Raw genomic sequence first — 12,017 nt, forward strand, 5'->3', positions numbered from 1 at the left:
TCGAGGATGTAGAACAGCTCCGCCGTTCCGGGAAATCGGTGGAATCACGTTACCGGGAAGTGTTCGCATGACTGGGCTGAAGACGCTTGTCCAGCTGGAGTACAGCCGTTACAGCCTGTCCAGGCAGGGGAAATATCGCCCTATAGTACTTGCCTTATCACTTATCATTCTGCTGCTGGCTGCCGGAGTCTACCTTCCGGGCCCGAGAGCATCGGAGCGTTCACCGTTCATTTATGCTGTTTTGCTGCTCTGGACAACCGCTATTGCAATCTCTGCTCTTCATATGCTGATATTCATGAACCAGAGCCACCGGGATTGGATGCTGACTTTCCCGCACTCCAGGCTGAAGCTGCTGTATGCCAAGGGAATCAGCCTGCTCCGCCATAACCTGAATCTCACGCTTCCCGTTCTGGCTGCAGCCGTTTCCCTCTACTTCATCTCCGTCCAGGCCGGCTGGTATCAGCCGCTGCCGGCAGGCGGTCTGCTGTATATCATTGCAGCTTACACTCTATTCATAATCGTCTCTCTGCCAGTAGCAGTTACCTTCGGGCTGGCGGTCAGCCTGCTTATGCGGGCAGGCAAAGCAGCACTGCTGCTGCTGTTTCCTTATACTATACTGTGGATACTTCCGCTCATGATAGACAGTATCCTAAGTATCAGCTACTCCGGCACGCAGTCTCTGAAGTTCAGCGCTCCAGGATATGTGCTGTGTGCTGCACTCGCAGTGTGCCTGATCGGTTGGCCGCTCTGCTATCAGTTAATGCGGCTAATTGCCGCAAAAGGACTGGACGCAGCAAGCGGAGCCGGCCGGTCCACTATTGCTCCCTCTTCCGGTCGTCCTGGCTTGGTGTACAAAAGAAGCAGCCTTACCGGCCAAACTGCACCTTTTATTACCCTGTACCGTCTCTCTATCAGCCGGGTTCACCGGATAGAGAGGCATCCGGCTATAGTTATCCTAAAGCTTACCGTTCCGTTCATCATTGCTGCCGCCGCATATTTCGGCTCCTCTGATGAAGACGGGAGCTTGTCCGTCGCAAGGTCTCTCTTTATGATGCCGGTTCTGTTCAGCAGTGTATGGATGATCAGCCGCAGCAGCATTGAACGCAAGCACCAGTCCTGGTGGCTGAGCTTCCCGCAGAGCCGGCTGGTTCTGCTGCTGTCCGGAGTCGCAGCGGTCTGGACTACGGCTATGCGGATACTCACCGTTCTGGCCGTTTCCGCTTTTGCCGGGAGCGTTACCGGACTGATTACCGGCAGAACCACAGCTCAGGAGCTGTCCTACAACCTGACCTGGCTGCTCTTTTCCTTCCTGCTCTTCACATTGGCACTGACGGTTATCCTCTGTCTGCTGCAGGCTGAATATTATCTGCTGAAATCACCGGTACTGACCATTCTGATGCTTCCTCTGGCATTACTTGGTCCTTTGCACAGTATATTGATTAACAAATATATAATCCCTGACAGCTTGACCGGCGGAGCACTGCCCGACTGGAGTATGCTCGGCTGGATCTCGGTAATCGCTTTGCCCCTCGCGCTGTGCTGTCTTCCGGCCGGTGCCAAGTATTATCATCTCAGCTTAATACAGCCTAAGAGTAAAACCTCACAAACAAAACAAGCATAAGCCCGGCCTCACTTACGTAAATGTAAAGGAAGAACAGGGAATTTTTTGTAACTCCCCGGCCCATGCTATTATAATAAGTAAGGTGTGAGCACAACAAACATCCACTCCGCTCCTTTGCGGTACTTGAGGGGATGAAATTTCAGATTAATCCATTACTAGGAGGCGTTTCATGAATTCCGTCGGCCAGCCTTTACAGCAGCGGCCTCTTACCACCAGAGTCATTCTCGCGGGTGTGCTTGGTCTTATCGTATTCATTATGTTTCAGGTGGCCCCTCAGCTCCTCTCCGGTTCGGGCGAGAAAGACACTACCGTCATCAGCAAGACCGAAGCCCGCACGAAAGCTGCTGCATTCGCAGTACAGCAGCTCGGCCATTCACAGACTGCACAGGATGAATGGATGGTGAGCTACCAGACCGACTCCTCCTTTTACGGCTATATGTCCCGGGAGAAGCTTCTGGAGGACTATAGTAAAAAGAAGCTTGATCAACGGTATCCGTTCGATGTCTTTCATGCTGTACTTTATACTTCCGGTAACTCTCATCCGCTTCTTGCTGTTGATCTCAATATGTATACAGGCGAGGTTGCAGCCTTTGCACTGGGTGCGAATGCGAATTCCGGCGAGGGACAGAACTACGGAAGTATTCCCGCCGCAGGCACTTCGAAGGGAATATACGTTGAAGGCAGCGAAAACGGCGGCCTGACGCTTGAACAAAAAGAAAATCTGGCCCGCCAATGGCTTAAGTTATGGGGAGCCAACCCGGCCAAGCTGCAGATCGAAGCTAACAACGAAGGCTACGGGCTTGTCTATTCGGACAGCTCGGTCAAAGTGGGCGAGTCACCGCTGAGTTATCAGTTTAGTTTTCTGGACGGGGACGTCTCGTACTTCAGAGCCGGCTTTACCGCTCCAGCCTGGCATGACACCTATGTAGAGGATCAGACCTCTCTGGCTAAAAAGCTGACTCTTTACGGGTATGGACTGCCAACGCTGGCCCTGGGTATTCTCGCGCTGATCTTCAGCATCCTGAGAAGGGGACACACTTCTTTTGTACGGGGGATCTTTTTGAGCTCGGTGCATTTTCTGATCATGATGGTCAGCACGTACAATATGCTGCCGGAATCAAGTGCAGACAATGCTGAGGCCCGCATAACCGCAGTCGTCATGTTCATCATCTACGCTCTCTACAGCCTGCTGATGTCTTCACTGCTCTACTTCTCACTGGTCGGAGGCAACGGCCTGTGGCGCCAGGAAGAAGGCCTGAATCCCTGGCCGCGTGCCAAAGAGCCCGGTTACGGCAAGTATGTGCTGGACAGTATTCGTGCCGGCTATGTATGGGCGCTTATTCTGCTGGGTGTGCAGACAGTTATGTTCATTATTCTATCGTATACACTCCATAACTGGTCGACCACGGACGCCAGCCAGTCTCCCTATAATATGAGATATGCCTGGCTGCTGCCGATCGTCGCCTGGCTTGCCGGCTTATCCGAGGAGGCCGTCTACCGTCTGTTCGGCATCCGGATGCTCAAGAAGCTCGTCAAGAATACCTTTATCGCTTCGCTGATCACCACATTGATCTGGGCTTTCGGCCATACGCTGTATCCGATTTATCCGGTCAGCTCACGGCCGATTGAGCTGACGGTCATCGGATTGCTGTTCAGTTACATTTTCATCCGTTACGGCTTTATTGCCGTGATGTTCGCCCATGTCGTATTTGACAGCATCCTGATGGGTGCGACACTGATCTTCATGCAGGAGAGTGTGAATATAGGTGCCGGTATCGTCACAATCATCATGCCGTTTGTCGTCGGCTATATCGTGTACCGGTTTAATCCGCCGAACAAGCCGGAGCATCCGGACCATCCGAAGCCACAGGGGCCGGAAGAGCCGTTTCAGCCCGCTGGCGTTTAAACTAACCATTCGTAAGAGAAGACGGCTTAGTCCTTATAGTTCATAAAAAGGAGGTGTTCCGAGCGCTGCCGTGCAGCCTGCGAAACACCTCTCTTTATTTTCTTTTGAAGAACCGGTCAAAGATCACCAGTGCAACTACTATTGTAAGCACCTGCATTAGAAACTGTGGAAGCAGAAAAATATATCCCATAAAGAACCCCCTATATAATACAAAATAATGTAATTATATAGTATTTCTGCGCAACTGTTGGTTATCCTTTATTATCCTTTTTCCACATCAGGCGCTGTGGGGTCGGGTTTCTGCGAATTCAAAGGGATTTATACCTCTGATTTCGCCATATGACCGGGTTTCTGCGAATTCAAAGGGATTTATACCTCTGATTTCGCCATATGACCGGGTTTCTGCGAATTCAGAGGGATTTATACCTCTGATTTCGCCATGGGGCCGGGTTGGAGGCCACTAAGGTGTATTAATATATAAAAGGCCAACCCGTAAGGGTCAGCCTGCTAAGAATTCACTAGTATAGACAATTCAAACACTTCTAACTAAGACAGCTCTTCATCGTTAAGCGCCGCAAGGATCTGCCCTGCCAGCTTTTCTCCGATGGAAAGCGGACGGAAATCCTCGATAGAGGCTTCCTTAATTTTCTTCAGTGAGCCAAAATGCTTAAGCAGCAGCTTCCGCCGCTTCTCGCCGATCCCCGGAATGGAATCCAGCTTCGAGGTTACCATCGATTTGCCGCGCTGCTCGCGGTGGAAGGTGATCGCGAAGCGGTGAACCTCATCCTGAATGCGCTGCAGCAGGTAGAATTCCTGGCTGTCCCGTGCCAGCGGCACCGGTTCGGCGGAATCGCCGATCAACAGCTGGGCCGTCTTATGCTTATCGTCCTTAACGAGACCGCAGACCGGAATGTAGAGCCCCAGCTCATTCTGCAATATATCAATCGCCGAGGAAATCTGCCCTTTGCCGCCATCCACGACAATCAGATCCGGCTGCGGCAGATCCTCCTTCAGCACCCGTTCATACCGGCGGCGGATCACCTCACGCATCGTTTCATAATCATCAGGCCCCTGCACCGTGCGGACCTTGTATTTGCGGTATTCCTTGCGTGCAGGTTTGCCGTCAATGAAGACGACCATGGCTGAGACCGGATTGGTTCCCTGGATATTCGAGTTATCGAATGCTTCGATCCGGTTCAGGGATTCCAGCCCCAGACTATGGCCGAGGCCGAATGCCGCCCCGGAAGTACGCTCCTCATCACGTTCAATGAGCCGGAACTTCTCGTCAAGCGCCACACGGCTGTTCTGGCAGGCCATGCCGACCATCTGCTTCTTCAGCCCGCGCTGCGGCACAAGCACCTTGACGCCCAGCCACTCCTGCAGGGCAGCAGCACCGCCGGCTGCATCTACCGTACCGACTGCGGCAGCTTCGGCGGCCGCAGCTTCGCGTTCCGCGTCCTGCTCTGCCGGCTCCAGCTCTCCGCCGGCATCTTCACTGTCAATCTCCGCGGCTAGTCTGCCAGCCGTCACCGCAATAGCTGCCGCTGCTCCGGACGGTTTCTCCGTGCCCTCGCTCACCGCCTCCGGCAGCAGAATTTCCTGCGGCAGCGCCGGGTTATCACTGTAATACTGCGTGACATACGACATGAAGTCGCTGTAAGCTTCCCCGTAGAACGGAAAAGCGGACGAGTGGCGCTGGATCATTTTGCCCTGGCGCATGTACAGAATCTGCACGCACATCCAGCCCTTGTCCACGGCATAACCGAATACATCGCGGTCTTTCGTATCCGCAGTACTGATCTTCTGCTTCTCCATCAAGGCATCGATGTGGATAATCTGGTCACGCAGCTCCTTGGCGCGTTCGAAGTACAGCTCCTCCGCAGCCTCCTGCATTTTCTGCTGCAGGTCCTTCTTGACCGCTTCATGTCCTCCTCCAAGGAAAGAGGCGATATCGCGCGTTATTTCATCATAAGCTGACTTAGGGACTTCCTTCTCGCAAGGGGCCAGACATTGGCCCATATGGTAATACAGGCACACTTCTTTCGGCATCACACCACATTTGCGCAGCGGATACATCCGGTCCAGCAGCTTTTTGGTCTGCTGTGCGGCATAGCTATTCGGATACGGTCCGAAATATTTAGCTTTATCTTTAAGCACCCGGCGTGTCACTTCCAGACGCGGATGCGCTTCATTCGTTATTTTCAGGTACGGAAACGTCTTGTCATCCTTCAGGAGTACGTTATACCGCGGCATATGCTTTTTAATTAGATTACACTCCAGGATGAGCGCTTCCATATTGCTGGAGGTAACAATGTATTCAAAATCTACAATATTGGCGACAAGCCGCTGGGTTTTCCCGTTATGGCTGCCTGTAAAATAAGACCGGACGCGGTTCTTCAGCACTTTGGCCTTGCCTACATAGATAATGGTGCCTTCTTCATTCTTCATCAGATAGCACCCGGGCAGGTCGGGCAGCAGTGCCAGCTTATTGCGGATATTATCGCTATAGTCCATAATTTCTCCCCCACCTAGTACTGCACAGTCATGAAACAGAACCCCGCACAGCAGAGCTTACTTAGTAATTAATGATAAGGTAAGTTTAACACACAAAGCGCCTCCGGATAAACCGAAGGCGCCTGTGTTCAGAGCCGCTAGGCCCCGGATTCAGCAGTTATAATCAGACTTATTGATGTTTAGCCACGATATTCTTAAGGGAATCCTTGGAGTTCAATCCAACAACTTTATCTACGGGTTGACCGTCTTTGAAGAAGATCAGCGTAGGAATGCTCATTACTCCAAAGCGGGAAGCCGTTTCCGGATTCTCGTCTACATTTAATTTGGCAATTTTCACGCCGTCTCCCAGCTCGGTGGACAATTCCTCTAAGATAGGGGCAAGCATTTTGCAAGGGCCGCACCAAGGAGCCCAGAAGTCTACTACTACAGTACCTTGACCTTCAACTTCATTAACGAAGGATTGGTCAGACACGTTCACGATAGCCATGATATTGTTCCTCCTTTAAATTTTGCGAAGCAATATCCGCCTCCATAGCGTGCGCTAGCTTAAGCGAATTCACTCCGTAATGTTAGCTGGAAAAAATGCTTCATGTAATATGATAACCAGATTACCATTTACCGACACATTCACAGTATAACATATATACAACGCTTTTGGGAAATGTTTTAGACAATTACATTGTATAAAACCAATTATTTTAGCGTCTTCCGCTTCTTTACAACTTCCCGGAGAGTCCTTATACTTGAGGAAAGCGCATTATTTGTCAATGACTTCTCTCACATGTATAACTGTAACCTAATGCAGTACAGACTTGCAAGCCGCAAGGAGGAAGAAGCTATGGATGTCAATGCTAAGGTACGGGACCCGCGGGAGCATATCAACGAAGAACCCCGCAACGATCTGGGCGATTTAATGACCGGTTTCTTCGGAATGACCGGATTCATGACTGTCGTATTTTTCGGAATGGTCATCGTCAAATTCATTTTTTCCGAGTAACGGCTAACCACAGCAAAAAGTCCGGCAGTTCCCGCGGAAGGTCAACGGGGCGCCGGACTTTTGTGTACACATCTCCTTCATGGTTTCGTAGGTGTATGCGTTCCATGCGACTGAAACCAGATTTTATGAAATTCGAGCCAGCCGTAAGCGTTAATCGAAACTCCGTGGACTGCTCTATGATAAGCGGTGTTGTTTTTCTTGTGGACCAGGAACAGAACTGAGCTCGTATCCCGCATGAGCATTTCCAGTTCGGCCAGCATTTGTCGGTGCACTCTCTGTTCCGGTTCACGAAAGATCGCATTTACCTTCTGCCGTACAACTTCCGCTGTCTCTGCATCAAATGCAGACTGCAAATAGTTTTTTTGCAGATACATTTGAATTTCGCTTACTTCATCATCCCCAAGTACACTTCCAAACAACCGGACATCATGCTGTGAAGACAGCAGCTCTCCCGCCTTCTCTTCCTCCACACGATCAACGACTTCAACCTCCACATGGATCCCGAATTGCCCCGCCTGCTCCTGAATCCAAATTGCATCCCGGCGGTGAAATGAGTTTACATGCAGCCTGAGCATTTCACCTGAGTAACCGCTCGTCGTGAGAAGCTTGTGTATTACCAAAGGATCCGGAGAAGGGCTGTTCCCGTCACCCCCGGCCTGTTCTCCCGGAAGATAGCGGAATCCAGAAGCAGGGTATAGCCGGTCCTCTCCCAGTTCATCAATCATCTTGTTCCGGTCAATCAGCAGATCCAGCGCTTTCCGAAAATCGGGATGGTTCTGCGGACCCTCTTTATGCTGATTGAACACTAGCAGATTGCAGCAGGAAAATCCGGTTTCTAAATCCACCCACTCACCGCCGCCTCCCTCCAGCACCTTCTGATACTCCTTGGATGCATCTCCGTGTGAGGACATGACCGAGGACCAGTCAGGTTCTGGAAAGCGTTCTGCTTCCATCCCTGACAAGATTAAGATTTCAACCCGGTCGAGCTGCGGCCGGCCCCGAAAATGCTGTGCAAAAGCTTCCAGTACACATATTCCATCACTATGCCGCTCCATCCGAAATGGCCCGGTGCCTAGCGGACGAACCGCAAAATCAGCTTCAGTATAACTGGTCATATCAGCAGAGATTATACTTGCAGGGATCGTACACAAAAAACGCAAAAATAAATAATTCGGCTCCCGCAGCCGGATTCGGACGGTTACGGCATCAAGCGCCTCAATCTCATTAATATCCTGAAACATCCAGGCCCCTTCGTAGGCCTCAGGCTGCAGGCGGAGCCGGTTCAGCGAGAACAAGACATCTCCGGAATTTAGTTCCTTGCCATGGTGAAACAACACACCTTTTCGCAGATGAAATGTCCATTCCCTGTTATCGGCGCTCTTCCGCCAGGAATGGGCTATGCAGGGTTCGATTGTCCGGTTTGCCTGGTTATATTCCACCAATGTATTAAATAGCTGCCCCGCCATATGGCAATCGAAAGCATAATATACCCGCCCAGGGTCCAGCGTGAAAATCTGCCGGTAAACCGGAAAGCGAAGTGTATCCCGCAGGGTTGCTTGAACAAGCTGTGTAGAGAAACCAATTCCCTGGGACAGCCAGTCCCTAAACTGCTCTTTTACCGCATATCCTCCGAACCGGTTCATCAGCTCCATGGCATCTTGTACGTTGCCTTGTTCCATCTTAAGCTTCACTTCCTGCAGCAGAATGGCATCCGAATCAGCCAGCAGTGTCAGAATAGAGGAATGGCCGCGGCCTAAACCGGACTGCCAGTTAATCCACCCCATTCCGCTAAGCGTACGGGTGATCTGTTTGGCATAACGCGGTGTACAATGCCAAATCCGGGCAAGCCTCTCTACCGTTACCGGGAAAGGCCGCCCTGCTTCATGCTCTTTGGCTGCGCAGCGGAGCTCCAAAAAATGCAGGGCTGCCGTTAACATATACTCTCCTCCGTAACTAAAAGGTGATCTCACTTGGCTATATTGTACCCTTTTCATCCTCTTTTTGGCAGCTATACTTAAGCCAAACGACAACAAAAGGATGATGAGCATGATAAACGATACGAAACAGCAGCATACAACAAAGGCAGCATTTCATCCTGTAGCTTGGGGTGTGATACTCGGAACCTTTCTATCCAGAACCGGCTTCTTCATGACGATTCCTTTCCTTGGAATCTATATGGGAATAATAAAAGGCATTGATCCGGCAACCATTGGCGCTATTCTGGCTGTCAGTTTATTTGCCGGAACCTGGGGAAGTTTTGCCGGCGGAGCAATTTCAGACCGCATTGGCCGTTACCCGGTGATGGTTGGTTCGATGACTTTATGGAGTTTTGTTTTTATAGGCTTCGCCTTTGCGGATACAACCTGGCTTTTTTTCTTGTTAAGCGGTTTGAACGGGCTATTCCGCAGCCTGTTTGAACCGACTGCCCGGGCTTTGCTCACCGATGTGACGCCCGAGGAACGCCGGACAGATGTGTTTAACGCGAGGTATTTCGCCATTAATGTCGGAGGGGCCATAGGGCCGCTGTTAGGACTTAAACTTGGCATCGGGAGTTCTTCATCACTGCTGCCTTTTGTACTGAGTGCTGCTATTTATTTCTTTTACGCTATCGTCCTGATTCTCTTCAGCATCAAATATAAGCCCGCAGCCGGAAATGCTTCCAGGTCCGTTCCGTTTAAGCAAATGGTTGGCATTATTTTTACAGACAAGGTATTCCTTTATTTCCTGACCGGCAACATCTTTGTTTTCGGAGCCTACTCGCATCTGGATACCACCTTATCGCAATATATCGGCCATGAGCGGATTGGGACGTACTCGCTATTATTCATAATCAATACACTATCCGTCGTGACGCTGCAATATCCGCTGGTAAAACTGATGAAGCGGTTTTCTTCAATGGCCGCCCTAAAAGCCGGATGTGTGTTTTTCGGACTCGGTTTGCTGGGACTGGGTTCATTCCATCAAGTTACGCTGCTGGTCTTGTCGATGATCGTCTTTACACTCGGTGAGATTCTATGCTTTGTGATCGGAGATGTGCTGATTGGCGAAATTGCACCTGCACACCTAAGAGGCGCCTATTACGGGGCCAGCGGGTTTGCTTTTATCGGGCAAAGCATTTGTACCTGGTTAGGCGGAATTCTGCTGCAAACTTTGGGCTTTGATCAGGGGCCGTTCATTTTCAGCATCCTCATGCTGCTTACTTTTGTAGCATATCCATTTTTTCACCGCGGCCAGCAGCTGCGGAAGCAGCAGGCAGAGAAGCCAGAACGAAGCCGGAATACCGTGCCCGGCACATCAATTTAAAAGAAATGAAACGCAAATAAACAGCGGGGCTGGGGAGTTATTCGTCCCCGGCCCCGCTGTTTATTATATGTCCGCGCGGATACCCAAGTAACCGATTTACCGGTTGGTTCCGCGCTGATTCTCTCCATGCAGAGGAATTACATCAACAAACGGAGCGATCCGGTCCATCAGCCGCTGGCCTTTGTAGACCTCTTCTCCGTCCTTGCTGGTGAAGCTGAGATGCTTCTCCAGGCCATCCAGCGGATAATTCGAGGTATAGAAGGTCGGCTTGCGGTTCATCCGGTAGTTCAGAATGGCCCCCAGCACATGGTCACGCGCCCAGGGATTCAAATTCTCCGCACCAATATCATCAAAAATCAGCAGATCACAGTTTTTCAGTGTATCTACCGTTTCCTTCAGCTTCTGGCCGTCCAGCATAATCGACTTCAGATCCTCGATAAAATCAGGCATGTACACAATCACGCCGCTGTACCCGGCAACCGCCAGCTCGTGGAGCAGGTAGCACATCAGGAAGGTTTTTCCTGTCCCGAAGGTACCATGCAGATAGATCCCCTGCGAAGTCAGCCCGTCTTCTTTGACTCCGGTAATATAATCAAATATTTTGTTCACGGCTGAGGCCCTGCGCGGGTCTTTGCCCATAATATCCATTTCATCATAGCCGCCGTTCAGCACGCGCTCATCCACATAGAAGCTGCGGATCCGTTTGCGGATGCTGTCCTGGTTGTCTTGGGCTACCTTCAGATTGCAGGCTGTCTTACGTTCATATAAATCCGGTGAGCCGTTTACCGTCTCAACCGTTAACTTGCTGTAATGGCCCTGGAAATCATTCGGGCAGTTGTCTAAACCCGGACAGTTCGCGCAATTGCGGCTCTCCTGTACATACTGGTACAGCCGGCTCAGATGAAGCCGCAGCCGCGGCTCATCCAGCTCGGGATGCTCGGCTTGAAGCTGCTTAACCAAGGGATGGCTCAGCAAATTCTGCTCAACATCACGGGAACGCTGGCGCAGAGCCGGATTGTTCATCGAACGCAGCACTTCGCCCATAGACTCCATTGCTGCACCTCGCTTTCTTTACGGCGTCCTAAGAGCGCCCTTCTTCTTGCCGGCCTTAATCTCGGCCGCTTTCTTCATCATCGCCGCGAATTCTTCATCCGATACGGTTCCGGCACTGCCGTCATCGAGCACAATCGGAATCTCCGGCTTGCCTGAACGTCCGCTGCTCTTGGCATACGAACGCTGGCGTGTTCCGGACGCCGCTCCGGAAGAACCGGAGGCTGCACCTTTGCCCTTGACCTTGGACTGGTCGCGGATGTAACGCACGGCTTTCTCGTAGGTGTTCACTTGCTTCACCAGCATATTGGAAGCAATCGCCTCGACGAAATTGCGGTTCATCCGCTGATCACCGCCGGAAGCCACCATCGTCATCAGATAATGGATGAGTACATTAATAACTTCCCCGCTCAGCTTATAATTGAGATCTATTTTCTCAAAAATATCCATTAACTGGCCCGGAACTGCACCCGGAAAAAAGGTTTGCAGCAGCCGGGTATAAGGCTCGTTACGGAGCATCATATTATATTGGTGGATATCGCATTTGGACAGGAATTGCGGAGGCACCTCGACATAATACTCCATCTCTACCGGCTGCTCCTGCAGGATGTTGGAATCATCTGTTT

9 protein-coding genes are annotated in these 12,017 nt (G+C 51.1%); 4 read left to right on the forward strand and 5 right to left on the reverse strand.

Annotation, left to right across the window (positions count from 1 at the left end; genetic code table 11):
- The first annotated feature begins 67 nt into the window (after window positions 1-67).
- On the forward strand, window positions 68-1,621 hold the full coding sequence (locus AQR02_RS23855; RefSeq protein ID WP_054942893.1) for an ABC-2 transporter permease: 1,554 nt from the start codon (window positions 68-70) through the stop codon (window positions 1,619-1,621).
- A gap of 169 nt (window positions 1,622-1,790) precedes the next feature.
- The gene (locus tag AQR02_RS23860) at window positions 1,791-3,527 is read left to right on the forward strand and encodes a CPBP family intramembrane glutamic endopeptidase (RefSeq protein WP_054942894.1); all 1,737 of its coding nucleotides are present in this window, start codon (window positions 1,791-1,793) and stop codon (window positions 3,525-3,527) included.
- Window positions 3,528-4,073: 546 nt separating this feature from the next.
- On the opposite strand, the gene uvrC is transcribed toward AQR02_RS23860, so the two are convergent.
- Complete coding sequence (gene uvrC, locus AQR02_RS23865) at window positions 4,074-6,041, reverse strand: excinuclease ABC subunit UvrC (protein WP_054942895.1); 1,968 nt, start codon at window positions 6,039-6,041, stop codon at window positions 4,074-4,076.
- Between the two features lie 169 nt (window positions 6,042-6,210).
- Window positions 6,211-6,528, reverse strand: a complete 318-nt coding sequence (gene trxA, locus AQR02_RS23870; RefSeq protein WP_039306971.1) for a thioredoxin — start codon at window positions 6,526-6,528, stop codon at window positions 6,211-6,213.
- Window positions 6,529-6,879: 351 nt separating this feature from the next.
- Between trxA and AQR02_RS32100 the strand changes: the two genes are divergently transcribed.
- Window positions 6,880-7,038, forward strand: coding sequence for a YqzM family protein (locus AQR02_RS32100; RefSeq protein ID WP_108722093.1), 159 nt, complete (start codon window positions 6,880-6,882; stop codon window positions 7,036-7,038).
- A gap of 77 nt (window positions 7,039-7,115) precedes the next feature.
- On the opposite strand, the gene AQR02_RS23875 is transcribed toward AQR02_RS32100, so the two are convergent.
- Entirely contained in the window at window positions 7,116-8,975 is a 1,860-nt protein-coding gene (locus tag AQR02_RS23875) for an ABC transporter substrate-binding protein (RefSeq protein ID WP_054942896.1), read from the reverse strand.
- A gap of 103 nt (window positions 8,976-9,078) precedes the next feature.
- On the opposite strand from AQR02_RS23875, the gene AQR02_RS23880 reads away from it, so the two are divergent.
- The gene (locus tag AQR02_RS23880; protein WP_054942897.1) at window positions 9,079-10,341 is read left to right on the forward strand and encodes an MDR family MFS transporter; all 1,263 of its coding nucleotides are present in this window, start codon (window positions 9,079-9,081) and stop codon (window positions 10,339-10,341) included.
- A gap of 96 nt (window positions 10,342-10,437) precedes the next feature.
- On the opposite strand, the gene dnaI is transcribed toward AQR02_RS23880, so the two are convergent.
- Window positions 10,438-11,394, reverse strand: a complete 957-nt coding sequence (dnaI, locus tag AQR02_RS23885; RefSeq protein WP_054942898.1) for a primosomal protein DnaI — start codon at window positions 11,392-11,394, stop codon at window positions 10,438-10,440.
- Window positions 11,395-11,412: 18 nt separating this feature from the next.
- Window positions 11,413-12,017: DnaD domain protein (locus AQR02_RS34810; protein WP_245237707.1), on the reverse strand; the 605-nt coding region annotated here is incomplete at its 5' end.

The organism is Paenibacillus ihuae (assembly GCF_001368795.1).
GTDB classification, from domain to species: domain Bacteria; phylum Bacillota; class Bacilli; order Paenibacillales; family Paenibacillaceae; genus Paenibacillus_AQ; species Paenibacillus_AQ ihuae.